The sequence below is a fragment of the Polynucleobacter sp. MWH-Spelu-300-X4 genome, from assembly GCF_018687515.1.
Taxonomy (GTDB): domain Bacteria; phylum Pseudomonadota; class Gammaproteobacteria; order Burkholderiales; family Burkholderiaceae; genus Polynucleobacter.
The window spans coordinates 1,705,172-1,729,863 of sequence record NZ_CP061294.1 but is presented as its reverse complement, the minus strand read 5'-3'; the positions used below and the strand labels follow the sequence as shown (position 1 = coordinate 1,729,863).

28 protein-coding genes are annotated in these 24,692 nt (G+C 42.4%); 20 read left to right on the top strand and 8 right to left on the bottom strand.

Annotated features, from left to right (window positions below):
- The first annotated feature begins 21 nt into the window (after positions 1–21).
- The 6 genes from ICV01_RS08795 to ICV01_RS09110 all read left to right on the top strand — a co-directional run bounded on the left by ICV01_RS08795 (position 22) and on the right by ICV01_RS09110 (position 5,577).
- Positions 22–807, top strand: coding sequence for an SDR family oxidoreductase (locus ICV01_RS08795; protein ID WP_215287553.1), 786 nt, complete (start codon positions 22–24; stop codon positions 805–807).
- A gap of 2 nt (positions 808–809) precedes the next feature.
- Entirely contained in the window at positions 810–1,202 is a 393-nt protein-coding gene (locus tag ICV01_RS08790; protein ID WP_215287551.1) for a dihydroneopterin aldolase, read from the top strand.
- Positions 1,199–2,092: a tRNA 2-thiocytidine(32) synthetase TtcA gene (gene ttcA / locus ICV01_RS08785; protein ID WP_215287549.1), complete on the top strand. Its 894-nt coding sequence runs from the start codon at positions 1,199–1,201 to the stop codon at positions 2,090–2,092. The genes ICV01_RS08790 and ttcA overlap by 4 nt, the downstream gene beginning before the upstream one ends.
- A 73-nt stretch (positions 2,093–2,165) precedes the next feature.
- Positions 2,166–3,533: a bifunctional UDP-N-acetylglucosamine diphosphorylase/glucosamine-1-phosphate N-acetyltransferase GlmU gene (gene glmU, locus ICV01_RS08780; RefSeq protein ID WP_215287547.1), complete on the top strand. Its 1,368-nt coding sequence runs from the start codon at positions 2,166–2,168 to the stop codon at positions 3,531–3,533.
- A gap of 38 nt (positions 3,534–3,571) precedes the next feature.
- Positions 3,572–5,392: a glutamine--fructose-6-phosphate transaminase (isomerizing) gene (gene glmS, locus ICV01_RS08775; RefSeq protein ID WP_215287545.1), complete on the top strand. Its 1,821-nt coding sequence runs from the start codon at positions 3,572–3,574 to the stop codon at positions 5,390–5,392.
- Positions 5,389–5,577, top strand: coding sequence for a PIN domain-containing protein (locus ICV01_RS09110; RefSeq protein ID WP_251369349.1), 189 nt, complete (start codon positions 5,389–5,391; stop codon positions 5,575–5,577). The genes glmS and ICV01_RS09110 overlap by 4 nt, the downstream gene beginning before the upstream one ends.
- Before the next feature lie 209 nt (positions 5,578–5,786).
- On the opposite strand, the gene ICV01_RS08765 is transcribed toward ICV01_RS09110, so the two are convergent.
- Positions 5,787–6,761, bottom strand: coding sequence for a nitronate monooxygenase family protein (locus tag ICV01_RS08765; protein ID WP_215289197.1), 975 nt, complete (start codon positions 6,759–6,761; stop codon positions 5,787–5,789).
- Between the two features lie 138 nt (positions 6,762–6,899).
- On the opposite strand from ICV01_RS08765, the gene ICV01_RS08760 reads away from it, so the two are divergent.
- Positions 6,900–7,883, top strand: a complete 984-nt coding sequence (locus ICV01_RS08760) for a tripartite tricarboxylate transporter substrate-binding protein (protein WP_215287544.1) — start codon at positions 6,900–6,902, stop codon at positions 7,881–7,883.
- 124 nt (positions 7,884–8,007) lie between these two features.
- On the opposite strand, the gene ICV01_RS08755 is transcribed toward ICV01_RS08760, so the two are convergent.
- Positions 8,008–8,196: a DUF1289 domain-containing protein gene (locus ICV01_RS08755; RefSeq protein ID WP_215287542.1), complete on the bottom strand. Its 189-nt coding sequence runs from the start codon at positions 8,194–8,196 to the stop codon at positions 8,008–8,010.
- Entirely contained in the window at positions 8,189–8,866 is a 678-nt protein-coding gene (can, locus tag ICV01_RS08750) for a carbonate dehydratase (RefSeq protein WP_215287540.1), read from the bottom strand. Before can ends, ICV01_RS08755 begins: the two co-directional genes overlap by 8 nt.
- Positions 8,867–9,018: 152 nt before the next feature.
- Here can and ICV01_RS08745 point away from each other — a divergent pair, with 152 nt between their 5' ends.
- Positions 9,019–10,074: an MBL fold metallo-hydrolase gene (locus ICV01_RS08745; protein WP_215287538.1), complete on the top strand. Its 1,056-nt coding sequence runs from the start codon at positions 9,019–9,021 to the stop codon at positions 10,072–10,074.
- Here the strand turns inward: ICV01_RS08745 and ICV01_RS08740 are convergent.
- Positions 10,001–10,441, bottom strand: a complete 441-nt coding sequence (locus ICV01_RS08740; RefSeq protein WP_215287536.1) for a PhaM family polyhydroxyalkanoate granule multifunctional regulatory protein — start codon at positions 10,439–10,441, stop codon at positions 10,001–10,003. The two genes, ICV01_RS08745 and ICV01_RS08740, sit on opposite strands and share 74 nt — an antisense overlap.
- A gap of 116 nt (positions 10,442–10,557) precedes the next feature.
- Here ICV01_RS08740 and ICV01_RS08735 point away from each other — a divergent pair, with 116 nt between their 5' ends.
- Both ICV01_RS08735 and metH read left to right on the top strand, forming a co-directional pair.
- On the top strand, positions 10,558–11,595 hold the full coding sequence (locus ICV01_RS08735; RefSeq protein WP_215287534.1) for a homocysteine S-methyltransferase family protein: 1,038 nt from the start codon (positions 10,558–10,560) through the stop codon (positions 11,593–11,595).
- Positions 11,595–14,291 (top strand): methionine synthase, encoded by a 2,697-nt coding sequence (metH, locus tag ICV01_RS08730; RefSeq protein WP_215289196.1) that lies wholly within the window; start codon positions 11,595–11,597, stop codon positions 14,289–14,291. Before ICV01_RS08735 ends, metH begins: the two co-directional genes overlap by 1 nt.
- Here the strand turns inward: metH and ICV01_RS08725 are convergent.
- On the bottom strand, positions 14,275–14,553 hold the full coding sequence (locus ICV01_RS08725) for a DUF1840 family protein (protein ID WP_251369348.1): 279 nt from the start codon (positions 14,551–14,553) through the stop codon (positions 14,275–14,277). The genes metH and ICV01_RS08725 overlap by 17 nt on opposite strands.
- A gap of 86 nt (positions 14,554–14,639) precedes the next feature.
- Here ICV01_RS08725 and argS point away from each other — a divergent pair, with 86 nt between their 5' ends.
- Genes argS through ICV01_RS08710 form a run of 3 tightly spaced genes read left to right on the top strand, consistent with a single transcriptional unit; the run spans position 14,640 to position 17,652 of the window.
- The gene (gene argS, locus ICV01_RS08720) at positions 14,640–16,403 is read left to right on the top strand and encodes an arginine--tRNA ligase (protein ID WP_215287529.1); all 1,764 of its coding nucleotides are present in this window, start codon (positions 14,640–14,642) and stop codon (positions 16,401–16,403) included.
- 17 nt (positions 16,404–16,420) lie between these two features.
- The gene (locus tag ICV01_RS08715) at positions 16,421–16,984 is read left to right on the top strand and encodes an SPOR domain-containing protein (protein ID WP_215287527.1); all 564 of its coding nucleotides are present in this window, start codon (positions 16,421–16,423) and stop codon (positions 16,982–16,984) included.
- A 20-nt stretch (positions 16,985–17,004) separates the two neighbouring features.
- A complete protein-coding gene (locus ICV01_RS08710) occupies positions 17,005–17,652 on the top strand; it encodes a thiol:disulfide interchange protein DsbA/DsbL (RefSeq protein WP_215287525.1) in 648 nt (215 codons plus the stop codon).
- 41 nt (positions 17,653–17,693) lie between these two features.
- Here the strand turns inward: ICV01_RS08710 and ICV01_RS08705 are convergent, their stop codons facing one another.
- Positions 17,694–18,296 carry a glutathione peroxidase gene (locus tag ICV01_RS08705; RefSeq protein ID WP_251369347.1) on the bottom strand — a complete coding sequence of 201 codons (603 nt, stop codon included), beginning with the start codon at positions 18,294–18,296 and terminating at the stop codon, positions 17,694–17,696.
- 95 nt (positions 18,297–18,391) lie between these two features.
- Here ICV01_RS08705 and rfaE2 point away from each other — a divergent pair, with 95 nt between their 5' ends.
- Positions 18,392–18,895: a D-glycero-beta-D-manno-heptose 1-phosphate adenylyltransferase gene (gene rfaE2, locus ICV01_RS08700; protein ID WP_215287523.1), complete on the top strand. Its 504-nt coding sequence runs from the start codon at positions 18,392–18,394 to the stop codon at positions 18,893–18,895.
- A 189-nt stretch (positions 18,896–19,084) separates the two neighbouring features.
- On the opposite strand, the gene ICV01_RS08695 is transcribed toward rfaE2, so the two are convergent.
- Together ICV01_RS08695 and ICV01_RS08690 are read right to left on the bottom strand one after the other, a co-directional pair.
- Positions 19,085–19,873, bottom strand: a complete 789-nt coding sequence (locus ICV01_RS08695; RefSeq protein ID WP_215287522.1) for a type III pantothenate kinase — start codon at positions 19,871–19,873, stop codon at positions 19,085–19,087.
- The gene (locus tag ICV01_RS08690; protein WP_215287520.1) at positions 19,870–20,652 is read right to left on the bottom strand and encodes a biotin--[acetyl-CoA-carboxylase] ligase; all 783 of its coding nucleotides are present in this window, start codon (positions 20,650–20,652) and stop codon (positions 19,870–19,872) included. The genes ICV01_RS08695 and ICV01_RS08690 overlap by 4 nt, the downstream gene beginning before the upstream one ends.
- Positions 20,653–20,678: 26 nt before the next feature.
- Between ICV01_RS08690 and ICV01_RS08685 the strand changes: the two genes are divergently transcribed.
- From ICV01_RS08685 to lipA, 6 genes are read left to right on the top strand one after another with little or no spacing between them, the layout of a single operon-like run.
- The gene (locus tag ICV01_RS08685) at positions 20,679–21,767 is read left to right on the top strand and encodes a VanZ family protein (RefSeq protein WP_215287517.1); all 1,089 of its coding nucleotides are present in this window, start codon (positions 20,679–20,681) and stop codon (positions 21,765–21,767) included.
- A gap of 9 nt (positions 21,768–21,776) precedes the next feature.
- A complete protein-coding gene (locus ICV01_RS08680) occupies positions 21,777–22,088 on the top strand; it encodes a ferredoxin (protein ID WP_215287510.1) in 312 nt (103 codons plus the stop codon).
- The gene (locus ICV01_RS08675) at positions 22,089–22,817 is read left to right on the top strand and encodes an alpha/beta hydrolase (RefSeq protein ID WP_215287508.1); all 729 of its coding nucleotides are present in this window, start codon (positions 22,089–22,091) and stop codon (positions 22,815–22,817) included.
- Positions 22,810–23,079, top strand: coding sequence for a DUF493 family protein (locus tag ICV01_RS08670; RefSeq protein ID WP_215287506.1), 270 nt, complete (start codon positions 22,810–22,812; stop codon positions 23,077–23,079). The genes ICV01_RS08675 and ICV01_RS08670 overlap by 8 nt, the downstream gene beginning before the upstream one ends.
- Positions 23,080–23,082: 3 nt before the next feature.
- Positions 23,083–23,730: a lipoyl(octanoyl) transferase LipB gene (gene lipB / locus ICV01_RS08665; RefSeq protein WP_215287505.1), complete on the top strand. Its 648-nt coding sequence runs from the start codon at positions 23,083–23,085 to the stop codon at positions 23,728–23,730.
- A complete protein-coding gene (gene lipA, locus ICV01_RS08660) occupies positions 23,727–24,680 on the top strand; it encodes a lipoyl synthase (RefSeq protein WP_215287502.1) in 954 nt (317 codons plus the stop codon). Before lipB ends, lipA begins: the two co-directional genes overlap by 4 nt.
- Positions 24,681–24,692 lie beyond the last annotated feature (12 nt).

Below are 24,692 nucleotides of genomic sequence, written 5' to 3'. Positions count from 1 at the left end.
CTTATAAGTGAAGTTGCAAAAATGATTAAAACTAAGAAGGTTGCCTTGGTGACTGGGGCTGCCAAACGTGTGGGACGAGCTATTGCGCTAGCTTTGGCAAAAGATGGCTGGGATGTTGCTATTCATTATGGAAACTCAAAGGATGCAGCCGAACAGACCGTTAGAGATATCGAAGCGACTGGGCAAAAAGGCATAGCATTACAAGCAAATTTGGCGGAAGAGTCCGAGGCAAACAAATTAATTGCGCGTTGCACTGAAGCATTAGGGTTACCTGTTTGCTTAGTTAATAACGCATCCTTGTTTCAGTATGACGTCGCTTCAAGTTTTAGTTATGCGGCATTAGATCGACATATGTTGACGAATGTTGCAGCTCCTTTGATTTTGTCTCGAGACATGTATCGTCAGCATGCAAAAGCGCGAGCTGAAGATGCTGATGCACCTTCTGGCGTTATTGTTAATTTGCTTGATCAAAAACTGGCAAATTTAAATCCTGATTTTTTATCTTATACCTTGTCTAAATCAGCCTTGCACTCAGCCACAACCTTATTGGCACAGTCATTTGCTCCAGTTCTAAGGGTCGTTGGTGTCGCGCCAGGTATCACAATGGTTTCTGGTGAGCAAAGTGAGGATGGATTTATGAAAGCTCACGCTATGACGCCTCTTGGGAAATCATCTACACCTGATGACATCGCTGGAGCGGTTGTTTATTTAGCCAACTCTCAAGCGATAACAGGAACAACACTTTATGTGGATGGTGGTCAACATTTGTTGCCAACTGATCGTGATGTGATGTTTTTAACGGAGTAATTATGCAAGCCCTACTTTCCCACCCACGCTTGATGGATTGTCGAAGACTTTTCTTAAGTAACTATGAGGTGTATATCAATATTGGCGTCCATGATTTTGAAAAACGTGGTGAGCAACGCGTATTAATTAATGTTGATTTATTTGTTCCGTTAACCGAAAACACGCCTAAAAAAGACAGCTTAGATGAAGTAGTTGATTATGACTTTATGCGCCAGAGTATTGTGCAAAGAGTTGCAAAGGGACATATCCATTTGCAGGAAACCCTTTGCGATGATGTTGCCAAAATTATGTTGGCGCACCCAAGCGTTCGTGCTGTACGTGTATCAACAGCTAAGCCAGATGTTTACCCAGATTGTGACGCCGTGGGCGTAGAAATATTTCTGATTAAAGAATGAAAGATCCTCGCAAAATCGCTTACGAAGAAAATAAGTTAGACAAGAAGCTTTGTCGTCTAACAGGGCAGGCTATTGTTGACTACAACATGATTGAAGATGGCGATAAGGTCATGGTTTGTCTATCTGGTGGTAAAGATAGTTATGCCATGCTCGATATCTTGATGAAGTTGCGTGATCGGGCGCCTATTCATTTTGATTTAGTGGCTGTTAACTTAGATCAAAAACAGCCTGGCTTCCCAGAAGATGTATTGCCTAATTATTTAAAAAAATTGGGTATTCCTTTTCATATTGAAGAGCAAGATACTTATGGGATTGTGAAGCGGGTGGTACCTGAGGGTAAAACAACTTGCGGATTGTGTTCTAGATTGCGAAGAGGTATTTTGTATAGGGTTGCCGGTGAGCTTGGGGCTACTAAAATTGCCTTGGGGCATCATCGAGACGATATTCTTGAAACACTTTTAATGAACATGTTCCATGGGGGCAAATTAAAAGGTATGCCGCCTAAATTGAAGTCTGATGATGGCAAACATATTGTGATTCGTCCGTTAGCTTATGTGCCTGAGCGTTATCTGGAACGATATGCTGAGCAAATGGCTTTCCCAATTATCCCTTGTAATCTTTGTGGCAGCCAGGAAAACCTACAAAGAAATGCGATGAAAGCTTTGTTGCGTGAGTGGGAGAAAAAATATCCTGGTCGTGTCGAAAGTTTATTTAGCTCATTGCAAAATGTGGTGCCATCTCATTTGATGGACGGAGATGCTTTTGACTTTAAAAACTTAACGGATACAAGCGGTTCTGCTGATTTGGAAGAGCAAATTTCTTGGCAGCCAGTTCAGATGATGCTTAAAGAAAAATCTGCTTTAGTTAAGGTGGATGATGAGGGGGCGTAGTTAAAGTAAGTGTTTACCAGTCGGGATTCATTAGATTCAAATGGTCGCGTCATAAACACATATAATTATTATCATGAATATCGTTATATTAGCTGCTGGCCAAGGAAAGCGTATGCGTTCCGCCTTGCCGAAAGTCTTGCACCCCATAGCGGGTAAGCCGATGCTTGCGCATGCTATTGCGAGCGCAGAAGCCATCCCAGGCCAACATCAATCGATTGTTGTTATTGGGCATGGTGGTGATGCGGTTAAAGATTATTTAGAGAAGAATAATATTCAAGCAAAAACAGTGTTTCAGGCCGAGCAAAAAGGTACTGGTCATGCGGTGCTTCAGGCCAGTGATCTTTTGGATGAATCACAGAACACATTAATACTTTATGGGGACGTGCCATTAATCCGCACCTCAACCCTTGAAACATTAGCTAATTTAGCAGGTCAAGGCGCGCTTGGTTTGTTAACGCAAAAAATGTCTAATCCAACGGGCTACGGACGAATTGTTAGAAATTTAGATGGCAATGTCGCCGCTATCGTTGAAGAAAAAGATGCTAGCGCAGAAATTAAATTAATTAATGAAATTAATACGGGTTTAATGGCCGTGCCAACAAAGCACCTCAAACGTTGGTTGTTGGCGCTTAAGTCTAACAATGCGCAAGGCGAATATTATTTAACAGACATTATTGAAATGGCTGTTAGTGAAGGCGTACCGATTTACACAGCAAACCCACAAGCAGAGTGGGAGACTATTGGTGTTAATAGTCGAGCTCAATTGGCATCTCTTGAGCGTACTTGGCAACTGGAGTTAGCTAGTCAGCTATTGGAGTCAGGGGTCAGTTTGGCTGATCCTGCACGTATTGATATACGCGGCCAATTATCCTGCGCGTCGGATGTTGTTATCGATGTGGGTTGTGTTTTCGAGGGCGAGGTTACTTTGGGCGCTGGCGTGAGTGTTGGCCCTTATTGTGTGATTCGCAATGCTGTTATCGAGGCTGGCGCAGTCATTCATGCGTATACCCATATTGATCAAGCTAAAGTTGGCTCAAGAAGTGTGATCGGTCCTTATGCAAGATTGCGCCCAGGTACGGAGCTGGCAGCAGAGGTGCATATTGGCAACTTCGTTGAAGTTAAAAATAGTCAGATAGCTAGTCAAAGTAAAGCAAATCATTTGGCTTACATTGGTGATGCAACCATTGGCTCAAAAGTCAATGTGGGTGCTGGGACAATTACTTGTAATTACGATGGTGTTAATAAACACCGCACAATCATTGAAGATGAAGCATTTATTGGCTCAGACACGCAATTAGTTGCACCCGTGACTGTTGGCAAGGGAGCAACCTTGGGGGCTGGCACAACTTTGACAAAAGATGCTCCTGCTGGACAGTTAACGGTGACAAGAGCAAAACAAGTTTCTCTTAATTGGCAGCGACCAACCAAGAAGCCAAAATAAGTTATTAAAAACATATTAAAGATAAATAGGAAATAGCCATGTGCGGCATTGTTGGAGCGATTGCTAAAAGAAATGTTGTAGATATCTTGGTCGAAGGTTTGAGACGATTAGAGTATCGCGGCTATGACTCTTGCGGATTTGCTTTATTAACGGAAACTGGTTTAAAGCGCGCGAGAACTACTGCACGTGTTTCTGATTTAGTCGAGCAAGGCAAACAAATGTCAGGTAACTTGGGGATCGCTCATACTCGTTGGGCAACACATGGCAAGCCTGACACTGTTAATGCACACCCACATTTTTCAGGTGATTTGATTGGCCTAGTGCATAACGGCATTATTGAAAATTACGAAATATTGCGTGACGAGCTAAAAGCTGCCGGGTATGAATTTGTTTCTCAGACAGATACCGAAGTTATTGCGCATTTAATTCATCAAACTTATACCCAAATGAGTCAAAGAGATTTGCCTCAGGCTGTAAGAGCGGTTCTTCCGCGGTTACATGGCGCTTATGCAATTGCTGTGATTGCTAAAGATGCTCCTGGTATTTTGGTTGGAGCAAGGGCTGGGTCTCCTTTGGTGGTTGCTTTTGGCAAGGATGAGAACTTCTTGGCATCTGATGCCTTGGCTGTGGCTGAGCATGCGCAGTCTATGACCTATTTGGAAGAAGGCGATGTTGCAGTTCTCACAGTGGATGGTGTGAAGGTAACCAATGCTGCTGGCGTTGCTCAAGAGAGGCCTAAAAAAGCAGTACCAGCACAAATAGCCGCGGTTGATTTAGGCCCTTATCAGCATTACATGCAAAAAGAGATTTTTGAGCAGCCTAGGGCTATTGGCGATACTGTTGGGCATATTGAGAAAATCGAGCCACAAGTTTTTGGTGCCACTGACGCTGACCTTAACAAAGTTGACAGTATCTTAATGTTGGCTTGCGGTACTAGTTATTACGCCGCCTGCACTGCTAAATATTGGTTGGAAGATATCGCTGGAATTGCCACTCAAGTTGAAATTGCTAGTGAGTACCGATATCGTAAAACAGTCCCTAATCCCAATGCATTAGTAGTTGTGGTGTCTCAGTCTGGTGAAACAGCAGATACCTTAGCCGCATTACGTCATGCTCAATCATTAGGTCATACTGAAACATTGGCTGTTTGCAATGTGGCAACTAGCGCAATGGTTAGAGAAACAAAGTACCGTTTCTTAACTCATGCTGGTACAGAAATTGGTGTGGCATCCACCAAAGCATTTACTACGCAGTTAGTCGGCCTGTATTTAATGACATTGATGTTGGCGAAGCACCGTGGAAAGTTATCCGATGCGGCTGAGCGTGACAATCTTAATCGTTTAAGACACTTGCCAGCAGCGATTAATGCGGCATTGGCTTTGGAGCCGCAGATTATTGCCTGGAGTGAGACATTTGCTAAATGTGAGAACGCTTTATTTTTAGGACGTGGGTTGCATTACCCAATAGCCTTGGAAGGCGCTCTTAAATTAAAAGAAATTTCATATATTCACGCGGAAGCTTATCCTGCGGGTGAGTTAAAACATGGCCCTTTGGCATTGGTTACGGAGCAAATGCCAGTTGTGACAGTGGCACCCAATGATGCTTTATTGGAAAAATTAAAATCCAATATGCAAGAAGTTAAAGCGCGTGGTGGCAAGTTATATGTATTTGCGGATTCTGATACTGCTATCGTTGCGAGCGAAGGAATACATGTCATTCGTATGCCGGAGCATTATGGTGATTTGTCTCCAATTTTGCATACGATACCGCTACAGCTATTGGCGTATCACACAGCATGTGCTCGTGGTACAGATGTCGATAAACCTCGTAATTTAGCGAAATCGGTTACGGTCGAGTGAGGCCTATTGTTGTTTTAGATACCAATATCCTTTTGGATATTTTGGTGTTTGATGATCAGCGGGCACACCCTTTGCGCACTGCGTTAACTGATAAAAAAATTGATGCGGTTGCTACCGCGAAAACTATTGAAGAATTTGTTGACGTTATTGGGCGCCCTCAATTCAAATTAAGCGTCGATCAATAAGAAGAAATTTGTCTCCAATGGCAAGCTTGGTCTAGGCTGCTTGATGACACTTCGTTGGTGTTGGCGCCTTGGAAATGTAAAGATCGGGATGATCAAGTTTTTATCAATTTGGCGTATAGCTTAAGACCGGCCATATTAATCAGCAAAGATAAGCTCGTTCTTAAAATTGCCAAACGAGCTCTCAAAGAGGATGTGGTTATTACATCCGATCACAATAAATTTGCTTTTGCTTGAATATATTCTTGTTCTAATTTAGCAACAATCTCAGCAACTGATGGGGCGTCATTAATTAAGCCAACCCCTTGGCCTGCGCCCCAAATATCTTTCCAGGCCTTTGCCCCAGATTCTGGTTTAGTTGCTTTTGAAAAATCCATTTTGCTTGGATCTGCATCAGGCAAATTTTTAGGATCAAGCCCTGCCTTCAAAATGCTTTCTTGAATATAGTTACCATGAATACCTGTGAAGTAATTGGTATAAACAATGTCTGATGCATTTGCGTGAATGATGGCTTGTTTATAAGCGACAGAGGCATTTGCTTCTTTGCTCGCAATAAATCTTGTGCCTATATACGCAAAGTCCGCTCCCATCGCTTGAGCCGCAAGAATAGATTGGCCATTAGAAATTGAGCCAGATAAAGCAATGGGGCCCTTGAATATTTTTCTAACTTCCCCAACCAAAGAAAATGGCGACATGGTTCCTGCATGTCCACCGGCTCCAGCCGCAACTAAGATCAACCCATCAACACCAGCCTCTAGAGCTTTTTCTGCATGCCTGATATTGATGACATCGTGCAAGATAATTCCGCCGTAACTGTGAACGGCATCAATGATTTCTTTAACAGGGGCTCGAAGACTGGTGATGTAGATGGGTACACGGTGCTTGACGCAAGTTTTTACATCCTGTTCGAGCCTACTATTTGATGCGTGAACAATTTGATTGACAGCAATTGGGCCAACTTTAGTGGCTGGATTATCTTTTTGAAAAACTGCCAAATTTTCATTGATATCTGCAAGCCATGTATCTAGTAATTCTGGAGGGCGGGCATTTAACGCTGGGAAAGATCCAACAATCCCTGATTTACATTGTGCGGTGACTAACTCCGGATAGCTAACTGTAAACATTGGAGCAGATATAACTGGGATGCGTAATCCTTGCAAAATTTTGGGGATGTATTGGTTGGGCATATTGTTAATGGCTGATGGTTTATTAGGGTAAGTGCTAAGAGTATTCAATTCGGAGAAGCTTTTATTTCCTTAATAATTACTTACAATATAACTGTTGATTTGCTTATTTTCTATGGCGACGACTTTGAGGAGAAATATATGAATAAAAATATTCGTCACATGATGTTGGCAGTGAGTGTTTTAACTGGGTTTGCAGCTCTTCCAACTCAAGCGGCTTTTCCTGATGATAAGCCTGTTACATTAGTTGTTCCATTTGCGGCTGGCGGCCCTACAGATAAAGTGGCTCGAGAATTGGCTCTTTCTATGGGTAAGACATTAAAGCAACAAGTGATTGTTGATAACTCACCTGGTGCTGGTGGAACAATTGCCGCTAAAAAAGTTTTAAATGCCCCTAAAGATGGTTATACGATTTTGATTCACCATATTGGGATGTCTACAGCCCCAGCTTTGTATAAGAATCTTGGTTTTGATCCAAATACCGATTATGAGCATTTGGGCCAAGTAGCTGATGTACCTATGATCATGGTGGGTAATAAAGATTTGCCCGCCAAGAACTTAACTGAGTTATTGGCTTATATCAAAGCAAATGGCAATAAGATTGCTTATGCTAATGCGGGAGTTGGTTCTGCTAGCCACTTATGTGGTTTGTTGTTTATGAGCACTATTCAGCAAGATATGACGACGGTGCCATATAAAGGAACCGCTCCGGCATTGACGGATTTAATGGGTGGTCAAGTGCAACTCATGTGCGACCAAACAACTAATTTATCTGGTCAGTTAAAGGCCAAGTCAGTAAAAGCGTATGGTGCAACAACTTTGCAGCGTATTCCGGCATTTAAAGATATCCCAACATTACATGAGCAAGGTTTGAAAAACTTCCAAGTTAATGTATGGCATGGGGTATATGCGCCTAAAGGTACACCTAAAGCTGCGACGGATAAATTATCTGCGGCAATTAAAGCGGGTATTGCTGATGCAGGTTATAAAGCAAAAATGACAGAGTTGGGCGCTAATGTGCCTAGCGAAAAAAATGCAAGTCCGGAAGGTCATAAAGCACATTTGAAAGCCCAGATTGATTTATGGACTCCAATCATTAAAAAGGCTGGTATTTACGCTGATTAATCTAAATTAATTAGTAATCGATCGATAAGCTTTGCACCACCTGCTTTGCATAAAGCAGGTGGTGGTCAAAGAGCTACTCATCAAGAGTTGAATACTTCAATACTGTTGCATGAAAGTTGAGCGTTTATGCGCGCTTGGCGCGACGCTCGTCTAGAGCTTGCCAGACCAATTCTTTTTCTTCAATGTCTAAATCTGACCAAGTAGCAATTTCATCTAATGTTCTAAAACAACCTAGACAGTAGCGATCATCGTCATCCATGCGGCACAAATTAATGCATGGGGATAATGGCCTTTCTTGACTAGATTTACCCATTTTTTTGAGGGTAGTTTTTTTCTAGAACAGCCTGGTAACGATTGTTTAATTCGGCAGCACTTTTCACGCTAATACCTAAGTCTCTAGCTAAGCCATCTTTTAGGCCATACACCCATCCATGTACGGTAACTTCTTGACCTCTTGCCCAAGCATCTTGAACGCTGCTGGTATGGCAAACATTCATGACTTGTTCAATGACATTTAACTCACATAGTCTATCAAATTGTTCATCTTGTTTTAGGATGTCACCCAAGTATTTGCCGTGCTTATCCTGTACATCTTGCACGTGTCTAATCCAGTTATCAGCTATGCCAATACGAGCTTTAATTTGAGCAGCTCGAACGCCTGAGCAACCGTAGTGACCAACCACAATGATATGTTTTACCTTGATTTGGTCAACCGCAAATTGAATAACGGATAAAGCATTTAAGTCGGTATGAACAACAACGTTTGCAATATTTCTATGAACAAATACTTCACCTGGTGCTAAGCCTGTAATTTGGTTTGCAGGTACTCTAGAGTCAGAGCAACCAATCCAAAGATATTCAGGTGCTTGTTGATGTGCCAAGCGGCTAAAGTACTCAGGATCCGTTTTTGTCACGGAGTCGACCCAGTCTTTATTGTTTTCAAGAAGCTTAGATAGTAGGTATGGGTTATTTGATTCTTGCATAGTTATTTATTTGAAATTTTTACAGTGATTTTGAGCAATGTTTCAAAATTGCTCTATCTATATTTGTAAAAGATACCATGTTATGAAATCTTGTCTGAATAAAACAATTGATATGAGGTATCGTATCTCAAGTTTCATTATTTTGTGTCGACATGCAAACAATTGATTATCCCTTCTTGGACGAGTTACCCGGATCAGGTGCGACAAAAGAATTAGCTCCTGGTATTAAGTGGGTACGTATGCCACTTCCTTTCGCCTTAGATCACATTAATTTGTGGTTAATAAGAGATTGTTTTGAGGGCAGAGAGGGTTGGACTTTGGTGGATTGTGGGGTGGCAAACACTGCCACAAAAGACCTTTGGGAAATCATTTTTAAAAACGAGCTGGATGGTCTACCGATTGTTCGTGTGATTGTGACGCATATGCATCCCGATCATTTAGGTTTGGCTTCATGGTTATGCCATCGTTGGCAGGCGCCTTTATGGATGACTATGACCGATTATGTTTTGGCGAAATGGTTAATCAGTCCCGCGGGCTCGAGTCAAGGATCTATGGCTGGAGGTGGAGGCGCTGCGGATCATTTCTTAAAGCACGGCTTGAGTGACCCAAGCGACATAGAGAAAATTCGCGCCAGAGCCGATTATTACAGCCGGATGGTGCCGGATGTTCCCATGGATTTCCGAAGAATTATGGATGGAGATCAGTTCATGATTGGCGGGAAAACTTGGGAAGTTTTTGCCGGTTATGGTCATGCTCCTGAACATGCCTGTCTATGGTCAGAAGCCCAGCAGGTATTTATTTCAGGTGACATGGTTTTACCTAGAATTTCTACTAATGTCAGTGTGTTCGCTACCGAGCCAGATGCAGATCCTTTGGGTTTGTATTTAAGCTCATTAGAAAGTTATAGGTGCCTACCTCATGATGCATTGGTATTGCCGTCCCATGGTAAGCCTTTTAAAGGTCTGCATTACCGCATTGGGCAACTAAAAGAGCATCATCAGGAGCGTTTGGCGGAAACGAAGTTGGCTTGCCAAAAAGAGCCAATAACAGCAAGGGATCTAATTCCCATCTTGTTTAAGCGGGAACTAGATTTACATCAATTAACTTTTGCGATGGGCGAAGCCATTGCGCACCTTAACCACCTGTGGCGCGAGGGGATTTTGAGGCGCGAGGTTTCTTCGGACGGGGTGACGCGGTTTTTTTGCTAGCAAAGCTAGTTGAGGTCATCTCTTTAGCCATATCCGCCGCAGCTTTTTGAGCTGCTTTACCTGCTTCAGCCATTGCCTCTGGGGTCATGGCCGCACTAAAGCTCTGTAGGGCCGCTAGAGTGGCTCGTTGAACCTCTAGGCCTTGAATAGTGCTTCTAAGCACGCTCATATTGAGGTTTAGCCAATTTTCTACGCTTTTTAAGTCTTGGATTCGCTTGTCTAATTCATCAATATCAAGGGTTGGTAAGGCAGCTCCTCCACCTAATCCAGCACCAAAACCGGTCATATCGCCTGGTGTAGGAGAGTTGCCCCACATTGTTTTGAACATTTCTAAGCTTTGATTGAAATCAGGCATTGCACCAAACATGAGAACTCCCTACACAAAAAAGGTTAATGGAATCAGATAAATATGCTTAATACCGATAAAATATAGGTTTAATTCATTTCTCGCAATCTTTTGCGGATAAACCAAGAGTTTCTACTATGTTTTACACCCGAGGCGCAGTTTTGCCCCAGTTATTAAAAAGCCGAATTTTGGTTTTGGATGGTGCTATGGGCACCATGATTCAGCAGCGAAAGTTAACTGAACAAGATTACCGTGGGTTACCAACAAATAAGCGTTTTGAAAATTATCCTGTCGATTTAAAGGGTAATAACGAACTCTTGAACTTAACGCACCCAGAAATTATTTTGGATATCCATAGACAGTATTTAGCCGCTGGGGCAGATTTAATCGAGACTAATACTTTTGGCGCTACTAGCGTTGCTCAGGATGATTACAGAATGCCTGAGCTTGCAAGAGAAATGAATATTGCTGCAGCCAAGTTAGCCAAGCAAGCTTGTGAAGAATTCTCTACGCCTGATAAGCCGCGTTTTGTCGCTGGCGCAGTTGGCCCAACACCTAAGACCGCCAGCATTTCGCCGGACGTGAATGATCCTGGCGCAAGAAATGTAACGTTTGACCAATTGCGCACGAGTTATCGTGAGCAAGTCGAAGGCTTATATGAAGGTGGCGCAGACGTTTTTCTAGTAGAAACAATTTTTGACACATTAAATGCAAAAGCAGCTTTATTTGCCATTGATGAATTTTTTGATGAAACCGGTGTTCGTTTGCCCATCATGATTTCTGGTACGGTCACGGATGCTTCTGGTCGGATACTTTCGGGGCAAACAGTTGAGGCTTTTTGGAATAGCTTGAGGCATGCTAAGCCTTTAACGTTTGGTTTGAATTGCGCTTTGGGCGCAACCTTAATGAGACCTTATATTGCTGAGCTAGCTAAGGTTTGTGATGTTGCCGTGTCCTGTTACCCTAATGCGGGTTTACCTAATCCAATGAGTGATACGGGCTTTGATGAAACTCCGGAAGTAACAGCTAGATTGCTAGATGAGTTTTCTAAGGATGGTTTAGTTAATTTGGTGGGTGGTTGTTGTGGCACAACACCAGCACACATCAAAGCCATAGCTGATGCTGTGGCGAAAAGATCGGCGCGTTCTTGGGATGCATACAAGGAGGTGGCATGATGAGTAACGTGAAATTGCCGCCAATGCGTTTATCTGGTTTGGAGCCATGCAACATTAGTCCGCATGTTGGTTTTGTAAACGTTGGAGAGCGAACAAATGTAACAGGCTCGAAAGCCTTTGCTCGAATGATTTTGAATGGCCAATACGATGAGGCATTGTCAGTGGCTCGCCAACAGGTTGAAAATGGCGCGCAGGTCATCGATATCAATATGGATGAGGCCATGTTGGATTCCAAAGCCGCCATGGTGCGCTTTTTAAATTTGATTGCTTCAGAGCCTGATATTTCGCGAGTGCCTGTGATGATTGACTCATCTAAATGGTCGGTTATCGAGGCTGGATTGCAATGCGTTCAAGGTAAAGCAATTGTTAACTCGATTTCAATGAAAGAGGGTGAAGATTCTTTTAGACATCAAGCCAAGTTAATTAAGCGTTATGGTGCAGCAGCTGTAGTTATGGCTTTTGATGAAAAAGGTCAAGCTGATACCTATGATCGAAAAATAGAAATTTGTCAGCGCAGTTACAACATTTTGGTTAATGAAATTGACTTCCCACCGGAAGACATTATTTTTGACCCGAATATTTTTGCGATCGCAACTGGTATTGAGGATCACGATAATTACGCTAATGATTTTATTGCTGCGACTGCATGGATTAAGAAGAATTTACCTGGCGCAAAAGTAAGTGGCGGCGTTTCTAACGTCAGCTTCTCTTTTAGAGGCAATGATGTTGTTCGCGAAGCCATTCATACGGTTTTCTTGTATCACGCGATACGAGCCGGTTTGGATATGGGTATTGTTAATGCCGGCCAGCTTGGTGTATATGAAAACCTAGACGCTAATTTGCGTGAAAAAGTCGAAGATGTTGTGCTTAATCGTTTTAAAGAAAAAGATGGCAAAACACCTACGGAACGACTTTTAGATATCGCTGATGATTACAAGGGTGGTGGTGTTAAAGCTGAGGAAACTTTAGCTTGGCGAGAAGAGCCGGTGCGTGCAAGATTGACGCATGCTTTAGTGCACGGTATTACGACTCATATCGTTGAAGATACCGAAGAAATGCGTCAAGAAATCTCTTCGGCTGGTGGTCGACCTATTGAGGTGATTGAGGGCCCCTTGATGGATGGCATGAATGTGGTCGGCGATTTATTTGGTGCCGGCAAAATGTTCTTACCTCAGGTGGTTAAAAGTGCTCGAGTGATGAAGCAGGCGGTTGCGCACCTAATACCTTATATCGAAGAAGAAAAAAGACAAATTTTGGCGCGTGGCGGAGATGTTAAGTCGCGTGGAAAAATTATTATGGCCACTGTAAAAGGCGATGTTCACGATATTGGGAAAAATATCGTAACCGTTGTCTTGCAATGTAACAATTTTGATGTGGTTAATATGGGCGTAATGGTCCCATGTAATGAAATTCTGAAGAAGGCCAAAGAAGAAGGGGCGGATATGATTGGGTTGTCCGGCCTCATCACGCCTTCACTAGAAGAGATGGCTTATGTTGCGGAAGAGATGCAGCGAGATCCTTATTTCCGTGACAAGAAAATGCCTCTGATGATTGGTGGTGCGACAACGTCTCGAGTTCATACGGCCGTGAAGATTGCGCCTCACTATGAGGGGCCTGTGGTTTATGTTCCAGATGCATCAAGAGCTGTATCTGTTGCGTCTAATTTGCTGTCAGATGAGCAGTCTGAAAAATTTATCAGCGATTTAAGTTCTGAATATGAACGCATTCGCGAGCAGCATGCTAATAAGAAGCAGACGCCATTAATTACGCTTGAGGAAGCAAGAGCAAATGCTCAAAAAATTGATTGGGCAAATGCGTCAATTGTTAAACCTAAATTCATTGGGCGCCGTGTTTTCAAAAACTACGATTTAGCTGAATTGGCGGATTACATTGATTGGACGCCATTTTTTCAAACCTGGGATTTGGCGGGCAAGTTTCCTCAAATACTTGATGATGCAGTGGTGGGGGATTCTGCCCGTAAGGTTTATCACGATGCCCAAGAGATGTTGAAGAAAGCTATTCAGGGTAGATGGCTGACTGCTCATGCTGTTGTTGGTATTTATCCAAGTAATAGCGTGGGAGATGATATTGAGCTTTACGCGGATGAATCTCGCCAAACGCCTATATTAGTCTGGAAAAACTACAGACAACAGTCTGATCGTCCTGTTGTTGATGGTGTTAAGAGACCTAATCGTTGCTTGGCAGATTTTGTGGCGCCTAAGAGTAGTGGTATTAGTGACTATGTTGGTATGTTTGCCGTTACGGCGGGCCATAGTATTGATAAAAAACTCAGAGAGTTTGAAGATAAACATGATGACTACAGCTCTATCATGCTCAAGGCTTTAGCGGATCGATTGGCTGAAGCTTTTGCGGAAAGGATGCATCAGCGTGTAAGAACTGAGTTGTGGGGCTATGCCCCTAATGAGGCATTAACTAATGAGGAGTTGGTTGGTGAGTCTTATGTGGGTATTCGTCCAGCGCCAGGCTATCCGGCATGCCCAGATCATCTTGTTAAGAGAGAGATGTTTAGTTGCTTAAAGGCAGATGAGATCGACATGACCTTGACTGAGTCGATGGCTATGATGCCTGCGTCAAGCGTGAGTGGTTTTTATATCGCTAATGAGCATGCGCAATATTTCGATGTTGGACGTATTGGCGACGATCAGAAAGATGATTTTGCTAAACGCCCCAAATAATCATTTCTTGATGAGCGAGAGCGTCTTTGAGTAATTGCATAAAAGGAAAAACTCTTTGTCCCAAGCGGTATGTTGGGGGTTTTTCTTCGTGGACATTTTTATTTTCAGATGCTTGTGCGGCTGCGCGAACTTTTTCATCCAAGGTAATAGCTTCTTCCAGTTTTTTGATGGCATCTTCCAGTTGCTCGACTAAAAAGACTCCCTTGGCTTCGAGCGGTCTGTCAATGATGTCAAAAATTTTTTGGGTTAAATCACCAAGCATCAAAACATCAGCCGATTTTTTACATTGAAATTTATAAAGCATTACTAAAGAGTAACACCAAAACCTAACTGATAAACTTATTTTCTATGCTTCCAGTCATTAAAAAACAAATTACACAGCTTATGCAGGATGCCTTAAAGGTGGTCGCGGCTACTCATGGCATTTCTTCTGATGATTTGCCGGTGCCTCATTTGGAGCGCCCGAAGGTTGCTGAACATGGCGATCTTGCAACTAATATTGCGATGCAGTTAGCTAAGGGCTGGAAAATGAATCCGCGCGAGTTGGCTCAAGAATTTTCTGCTGCTCTTCAACAGCAAGCAAGCTATGCGACGTTACTTTCAGCTGTTGAGATTGCTGGCCCTGGATTTATTAATGTACGTTTGACCCAAGTAGCAAAACTAGAAGTTCTAAAAGCTATTTTTGAACAGCAAGCAACATTTGGCATGCAACCTTCTAATGGCCAAAAAGTTTTGATTGAGTTCGTGTCTGCTAATCCAACTGGACCTTTGCATGTTGGGCATGGTCGTCAAGCTGCTTTAGGGGATGCCTTGTCTCATTTGATGGCTACTCAAGGATGGTCTGTGCATCGTGAGTTCTATTACAACGACGCTGGCGTGCAAATACAAAACTTGGCTATTTCTGTGCAGGCTAGAGCTAAAGGATTCAAGCCTGGTGATGCGAGCTGGCCAGAGTCTGCTTATAACGGTGAATACATTGCGGATATCGCGCGTGATTATTTAGCAAAGTCAACGGTAGCTGCTGCTGATGGGCAGCCTGTTTTGGCTGCTGGTGATGTTGAGAATATTGAATCAATTAGAAAATTTTCAGTTGCTTATTTGCGTAGAGAACAAGATATTGATTTGCAAGCTTTTGGCGTTAAGTTCGATTGTTACTATTTAGAATCATCTCTTTATACCGATGGTAGTGTTGAGGCTGTAGTTGCTGACTTGAAAAAAATTGGTAAGAGTTATGAGCTAGATGGTGCTTTATGGCTTAGAACCACTGAGGATGGCGATGATAAAGATCGCGTCATGCGAAAGTCTGACGGTAATTACACTTATTTTGTGCCTGATGTTGCCTACCATGCGAGCAAGTGGTCGCGCGGATTTACTCATGTCATTAATATTCAAGGTAGTGATCACCACGGCACCATTGCACGCGTAAGGTCAGGTATTCAAGGTGTGGCGGCGCAGCGCTCTTGGAGTATTCCAAAAGATTATCCGAGTTATGTTTTGCATAAGATGGTAACTGTTATGCGTGGCGGTGAGGAAGTTAAGATCTCTAAGCGCGCAGGCTCTTATGTAACGGTTAGAGATTTGATTGAGTGGTCCGGCGGCGTTACTCCGGACATGACCGGTGAAGATAAGGATATCGCTATTCGAAGAGGTCGAGATGCAGTTCGCTTTTTCTTGATTTCTCGTAAAGCTGATACAGAGTTTGTTTTTGATGTCGATCTTGCTTTGAAGCAAAACGATGAAAACCCTGTTTTCTATGTGCAATATGCGCACGCTCGTATTTGTTCAATTTTGCGCCAGTGGGCTGGTGACGAAGCTTCATTGAAAAATGTTTCTTTTGCCAGTTTGACCAGTAAAGCTTCGGATACTTTGTTAAGAAGATTAGCTGAGTATGGCGATGTATTAACAGATGCGGCAAAAGATATGGCACCTCATGCAATCGCTTTCTATTTAAGAGATTTAGCTGGTGACTTCCATACTTTTTATAACGCTGATCGAGTCTTAGTTGATGATGAGCCATTAAAGTTGGCTAGATTGGCCTTGTTATCGGCTACCAAGCAAGTGATTGCTAATGGTTTAGATGTTTTAGGGGTTTCTGCACCAGAGAAAATGTAAGGGTAATATAGCTAACTATGAGACAAATAACAGATAAAAATAACCTAAGCCACCCTTCTTCTGGTGGAACTTTGATGGGTTTTGTTTTGGGGCTTTTGTTAGGTATTGCCATTGCTGTTGGTGTGGCCTACAAGTTAACAAAAGGTGCGCCTGAGCCAAAATTAAATCTACGAGCACCGGATGCTACTTCTAAGTCGGCGCCGGCCGAGGCTGTTGATGAAGGTGAGGTTCAAGTAGAAGATCGTCCAAACCTCAATAAGCCATTACAAAGCAAGGTTCCTCTACCAAGTGAATCTGCTAAAAAAGATCCTATTGGTTCTATAGCAAGCGCCTCACAAGGACCTGAATATTGGTTGCAAACAGGGGCCTTTAGAAATCAAGATGAAGCTCAAAGACAAAAAGCAACTTTAGCGATGCAAGGTCTTGAGGCGCTTGTCTCAGAGCGGGAAGTCGATGGTGGTGTCATGTGGCGCGTCCGCGTAGGACCATTTAAGGCTCAAGATGAAGTGACTCAAACTAGAGGACGCTTGCAGTCAGCAGGCATTACCTCAACCGTTATTCGGATTAATAAAACAAATTAATTGTTAGAAAGAATATAAAAATGACAATTTTTACTAAATTTTTAAAAGTAGTTTTTGGTGTCACCTTCTTGTTATTCGCAACATTTTCGATTGCTCAAAATAGACCGATTGAAGATGGGTTTGATTTCAGAACATTGCCAGTTGCTCAACCAATTGAAGCAAAAGGCAAGATAGAGGTTATTGAGTTCTTTTGGTACGGTTGCCCACATTGCCATGACTTTGAACCAGAGTTCAGTGCTTGGGTTAAGCGCCAAGGAGCAGATGTTGTTGTGCGTAAGATTCCAGTTGCATTTAGAGATGATTTGTTGCCGCATAGCCAACTTTTTTATGCCTTAGAAGCGTTAGGGCGTTCAGATTTGCATCCAAAAGTGATGGATGCCATTCATGTTGGAAAAAAGAAAATGTTGTCTGACGTTGAAATAGCTGATTGGCTTGCTACTCAGGGGGTCGATCGCCAGAAATTCTTATCAGCATTTAAATCATTTACTGTTATTTCTAAAGCAAGAGGCACTAGTCAAATTGCTCAAAATTACAGAATAGATGGCGTGCCAACTGTGGCTATTCAAGGTAAATATATAACATCCCCTTCTATTGCTGGCGGTTCAAAAACTAGAGCGATTGATGTTATGGATTACTTAGTTAATAAGGCCAGAAAAGAAAAACGTTAATAAAAGAAGAGATATCTAAAAATAGCCACAATTAATTGTGGCTATTTTTTTATTAAGGCCTCAATTTTTGAAGTTACTTTTTTGCTGGTTGGTGACGTGATGCTGCTAAATGAGTCAACAACATTACCTTCACGATCGATTAAATATTTATAAAAATTCCAGCGCGGCTTAGTGCCTGATTTTTCTATTAATAATTTAAATAAAGGGTTGGCGTCTTTTCCACTGACCGAGCTTTTTGCAAACATAGGAAATTTAACGCCATAAGTGTTGTAGCAAAAATCAGCAATTTCTTTATTAGATCCCGGTTCTTGCTTTCCAAAGTCGTTAGATGGAAAGCCTAAGACAACAAATCCTTGATCTTTATATTGAGCATAAATTTTTTCTAAACCTTCATATTGACTGGTGAAGCCGCAATAACTGGCTGTATTAACAACAAGAATAACCTTTCCTTTGTATTGGCAAAGATCTTGAGGGGTTTCATCTTGAAGCCGTAAAAATTGAAATGACAAGGATTCTGGACAATTCATGGCTTGCGCCTCTTTAGGGTTAGATAGCAAGCTAGCAATAGCTAAAGTTAGAAAAATAGATTTATAAAAAATATTTCTGAGCTCAGCTTGCGAGTTTGAAAAAGAAAATGAAAGCATGCTTAATGTTAGGTAATAAGCGCCATAAATGCAAATTCTTGATGCGACCAGATATTAATTGAGCCAACTTTCCAACCCGCGGTAATATCTAGGGTATGACATCTCCTAACATCAATCATTTACCTGCCCCAAGCTTTGAGAAAAAGATTTGTTCTGCTGCCGATTTAGAGGCCAAGTTAAATCAATTACCAAAGCCGATTGTATTTACTAATGGGGTCTTTGATATCCTCCATAGAGGGCATGTGAGCTATTTAGACCAAGCAAAAAGCTTTGGCGCAAGCCTTGTGGTGGGAGTTAATTCAGATACTTCTGTGCGTATGTTGGGTAAAGGTGATGATCGCCCATTAAATCGAGAGGACGACAGAATGGCTTTATTGGCGTCTTTAGCTTGTGTTGATTTGGCCGTTATGTTTTCTGAGAAGACCCCGGTTCAGCTCATTGAGAAAATAAAGCCTGATATTTATATCAAAGGCGGTGATTATGAGATTGATACGCTAGCTGAAACTGCATTAGTTAAAAGCTGGGGTGGGAAGGCCTATGCCATCCCGTTTATTCATGATCGTTCAACGACGGCGCTCTTGACCAAGATTAGATCCTGAGGTTGCTGGGTCTAAAATTTTGATTTCCTGCAATGTGTTAGTTGGCGTGGATGAATTTATTTCTCCGCTATTTTCAAACCAGGTATTAATCATTCGTTGGGTTGCTTTGGGTGCCAACAAAATAACAAAGCTTAATACCGTGCTTAATAAAATAAGTATCGCGAGAAAAATCTTTAGTTTTTTATTCATTTAAATATAGTCTTGGTGATGCCAAGCAAGTAATCCTTTTAAAACTAAATTAGAACTGAACAAAATCTGTTCAGTTCCTTGGTAAGCATTGATAAGTAGCTCAGCATTGCCGCCATCCACTAAAACCATATCTAAAGGAAGGTTTTGTTGGTGGGCCATTAATTTACCTATTTCAATAGCACCTAGTTGGCTAGCCAAAATCCCGTTATAGATAGCGCTTTGTGTATCGCACCCTAGGCTTAGTGGGTGAAGTGGTGTTTGATCAGAAAACACATGGGGTAATTTAGCTGTGCCAGTATGTAATGACTGACTCATGAGTGTGATGCCAGGAAGAATTAATCCGCCTAGATGTTCTTTATTAGATGATAGTAAATCAATGGTTGTTGCGGTCCCTGCACAAACAACCAAGATGTTCCTGTGAGGGAAAAGGTTTGCTGCACCAATGAGCATTGCTCTGCGATCTGAGCCTAATTTTTCTGGAGTTATATATTTTGTTTTGAGCCAAGAGAGTGCGCTGCCACCTTGTAACTCGTGCCAACTTGCGGACGGGAAAGTTGCTTTTGATAGAAATTTTAAATGTTCTATTTTTTCTTTGCTAACGACACTGGAGTAAATAATTTTTTTGATAGAACTAAGATCTTTAGTAATGTGGCTTAATGCAGACTCATTTAGATCAGCGTAATTGATATGGCCGGACTTCACCCACTTGTCATTCAGGTTAAAAGAATCCGCTTGAGCTATAGCCCATTTAATCCGTGTATTACCAGCGTCAATTAATAAGAGACTCATGAAGTGCTCCGTAATGAAACATCCCCGCTAATAATTTTCTTTATACCGGTAGATGTTTTTAGTATCAAGCAACCTTCATTATCAACCCCTTGATTGATCCCTTCATATTGAAGATTGCCATTTTGATGAATTTGGCAAGTTTCATTTTTATAAGCATCCCATTGATTCCACTCATCATGAAAATCAGCAAAAGAGCCAGTTTCAAATTTCTCAATAATGGCGCCCAATTCTTTAATTAAGCTTAACCAAAGTAAGTCAGCATCTAACTGATCTTTGGAAAAAATATCTGTTAGCGCTCCAATTGGTCGACCAATTTGATGGTCAATGTGTTGGCTATTGGCAAGGTTAATGCCGATACCAATGATGAGCCAAGTTGGATCCTCTGGTCTTAGTTGCCCGCCTTCAATCAACATGCCGGCTAACTTTTTCTTTTTGAGGAGAATATCGTTCGGCCATTTAAGGGCTAGCTGATGATTTTGGAGTTCAGAGAGGCTTAAATTGGTGGCTTGGCTAATGCCGCGAATAATAGCTAACCCACAAGCTAGACTTAGCCCTGAGAGTGCACTGATGGGCTTTTTAAAAGGGTAGGCAACTGAAAATGTCAGGGTTTCGTTAGGTGTACTGATCCATTGACGGCCCATTCTGCCTTTGCCGGAAGTTTGCTTTAAAGCAAGTCTAGCAACGGGTTCCCATAGCAAGCCCTGCCGCCACCGCGCCATTAAATCTTCATTGGTGGATGGGCTTTCTTCTACTCTTTCAAGGATCCAATTAATAGCCATTTCCATATTGTAGGTACTATGTGAATATGTCTCACAATTTTCAACGCCCCCAACGACTAAATTGGCCTGATTTACCTATGCCTACCGCTCGGGTAGCTTGCCTAGGCTATATCTTATTAATTGCCTATGCCAGCACATTTCCATTTAATTTCAACATAGGGGTTGGAGCAGATGCTCTAGATTGGATTTCTGCCCCCATCCCAAGATACATCACATCTTTTGATGTTTTTACTAATATTTTGGGTTATTTGCCATTTGGATTTTTAGTGGTTTTTGCTGTTTACCCAAAGTTAAAGTCTTATCGAGCAGTTTTATTTGCCGTGCTTTTAGGTGGGTTGTTATCTGGTCTGATGGAGTCATTACAAACTTGGCTGAATACGAGAGTTCCTAGCAATGTTGATTGGTGGACAAATATTGGTGGTACCACTTTGGGGGCATTGTTGGCTGTGCCTATGGATCCTAAATGGTTATCTGGTAGTGCATTCCATCATCGCCGGATTCAATGGTTTGGACCTCGCTCGAGTGGGATATTGTTAGCCCTTTCTTTTCCTTTGGCCCAAATCTATCCTCAGCCTGCATGGCTAGCCATGGGAGATTGGGCCGATGTTTGGCAGACAGTTACTTTATGGAAAGAAACTTTTAACTTTGCGACGATAGAAATAGCAACAACAACGGTTGCCTGGTTTGCTTCTGCCATATGTATTGCGTTAGCCATGAGAGATAGGGCCCCCAAGACTATTATTCTATTCACGATTCTTTTGGTAACCGTGTTTCTGAAAGCATTATTCACGGGTATGCAATTTGGTATTGATAAGAGCTTTATTTGGTTAACTCCATCCGCTTTTTGGGGCATGGTTAGTTCTAGTATTTTGTTGGTTGGCGCGCTAAAGTTAAGTCGCCGTTGGCTTTATTTACTTGCTTTGCTATCTTTAGCAACAATGATTTTCTTGGTAAATTTTTTGCCGCAAAGCCCTTATTACACAGTTAGTATTCAAGAGTGGCGCCATGGACGTTTGATTCATTTCAATCATCTCATCTCATGGTTAGCCTGGTTGTGGCCAGTGGGCGCTGGGTTGTCATTGTTAAAAGGCTTAAAGCCATCATCCTCTATATAATTTTCATTTATGACTTACTTTAAATACCATTTGTTTTTTTGTTTAAATCAACGTGAGAACGGTGATGATTGTTGTGCGCAACATAATGCGCAAGGCCTATTTGAACATGCCAAAATTCGCTGCAAAGAAATGGGCTTGTCTGGCGCCGGCAAGGTGAGGGTAAATAAGGCGGGGTGTTTAGATCGCTGTGCTCATGGCCCTGTGATGGTGGTTTATCCAGAGGGTGTTTGGTATACCGCTGTTGATAAATCAGATATAGATGAAATCATTGACCAACATTTTGTTCAGGGGCAAGTGGTTGAGAGATTGAGGATTGAATAAGTGAGTCGAACAGTTAAATTACATTTGCCCGGTTTGGTGGGTTTAATTGAAGGCGCGTTGGATTTGCCGGATGGCGTTCGAGATGCTCCTGGTAGTTATCGTCCAAGAGGCATTGCTTTAGTGGCGCACCCTCACCCATTGTTGGGCGGCACCATGGATAACAAAGTAGCGCAAACCTTGGCCAGAACTTTTGCTCAGTTAGGGTATGTCACTTTAAGAACCAACTTTAGAGGTGTTGGTACAACCGAGGGCACTCATGATGATGGTAAGGGTGAGGCTGATGATTTAGTGGCCGTTGTTAAATGGATGAAAGATTCATTTAATTGGCAAGGGATCCCAGAATTAGAGGGCCATGCTTGGCCGTTGTTGGTTGGTGATTTACCGCTTGCTATGGCAGGATTTTCTTTCGGTAGTTATGTTAGTAGCTATGTTGCTGAAAAATTGCAAGAATTAGGGATGGCGCCAGAACGATTGATTATGGTTGGGTCAGCCACTTCTAAGTGGGAAGTGGCTCCTGTGCCTAAAGATACGATTGTGATTCATGGCGAAGTAGATGATGTTATTCCTTTGAGTAGCGTTTTGGATTGGGCTAGACCCCAAGAGCTTGTTGTTCAGGTGATTCCCGGCGCAGACCATTTCTTTCATCGCAAATTACATTGCATCAGAGATTTGATTTTGCGTGCGTGGCATGGGCAAGTGGATCCAACATCTGGGAATGTTCATGGCTGATCAAGAAGAGTCATTAATTAAATATCCTTGTGATTTTCCAATTAAAGTAATGGGAAAATCGGTCGATGGGTATGAGTCTGCGATTGCTAATATTGTTTTGCAGTTTGACCCAGGATTTAATGTAGGCACTATCGAACGTAGGCCGTCTAAGAATGGCAACTACTTGGGGTTAACGGTAACTGTGCGTGTGCATAGCCGTGAACAATTGGATGAGTTGTATCGCACTTTATCAACGCATCCTATGGTGAGTGTTGTTTTATAAATGATGGATGTGCAAGTTCGCCATTTAGGTTTGCAAGACTATTTGCCTACTTATGAGGCAATGAAAAAATTCACCGCTGAGCGGGATGCAACAACACCGGATGAAATATGGGTTTTAGAGCACCCTCCGGTTTATACCTTGGGTCAAGCGGGTGATCTTGGCCATTTATTGATTAAAGACTCAGATATTCCATTGGTGCCCATTGATAGAGGCGGACAGATTACCTATCATGGCCCTGGACAAATTGTGGTGTATTTATTGTTGGACCTAAGGCGCAGAAAGTTATTTGTGCGAGATTTGGTTAACAGAATTGAGCAGGCCATCATCGACACATTGGCTGACTTTAAAGTTTTGGGTGAGAGACATGCTGGTGCGCCAGGTATTTATTTGAGTCAAGCTAATCATGTTGCGTCTAACTTAGTAGGTGCCAAGATCGCTGCGTTAGGACTGAAGGTGACCAAACAATGTTGTTATCATGGGTTAGCGCTGAACGTTCATATGGATTTAAGTCCGTTTGAAGCAATCAACCCTTGTGGCTATCCGGGTTTAAAGACAATTGACCTCTCAGCACTTGGTGTGAGCGACAATATGGGTATTGTGGCTGAAAGCTTATTGAGCCATTTATCGAAACAATTAGAGGTGCGGCCATGACTAAAGCCTACGATCCGAATCAGAAACAAAAATCAGCTGATAAGACGGCTAGAATTCCTATCAAAATTGTTCCTATAGAACAAGTACTTAAGAAGCCTGACTGGATTCGAGTAAAGGCTGCATCCGGTAATTCCAGGTTTCATGAAATCAAAAAGATTTTGCGTGAGAACCAGTTAGTGACTGTTTGTGAGGAAGCTAGTTGCCCAAATATTGGTGAGTGTTTCGGTAAGGGAACCGCCACTTTCATGATCATGGGTGATAAATGCACCAGACGTTGCCCATTCTGTGATGTGGGGCATGGTCGTCCTGATCCGCTAGACCTTGAAGAGCCACTTAATTTGGCAAAAACTATTGCGGCTCTTAAATTGTCTTATGTGGTGATTACTAGCGTTGACCGCGATGACTTGCGTGATGGTGGCGCACAACACTTTGTGGAGTGTATTACTAAGACAAGAGATTTATCACCGAGTACAAGTATTGAAGTATTGGTGCCAGACTTTAGAGGCCGTTTAGAGAAGGCGCTCGATATTTTTGCAACAGGCCTTCCCGACATCATGAACCATAATTTAGAAACAGTACCTCGCTTATATAAAGAAGCTAGACCTGGTTCGGATTACATGCATTCATTAAAGCTGTTGAAAGACTTTAAAGCTCTATATCCAAAAGTTTCTACCAAGAGTGGCTTGATGGTTGGGTTGGGCGAGACCGATGAAGAAATTCTTGAGGTTATGAAAGATATGCGCGCTCATAACATTGATATGTTGACGATTGGTCAATATTTAGCACCGTCAGGACATCATTTGCCTGTTAGACGTTATGTGCATCCGGATACATTTGCGATGTTTGAGAAAGAGGCTTACGCCATGGGGTTTACTCATGCAGCAGTGGGCGCCATGGTTCGTTCAAGTTATCACGCTGACGAGCAGGCTCATAAAGCCGGTGTTGTGTAATAAGGCGGAGGA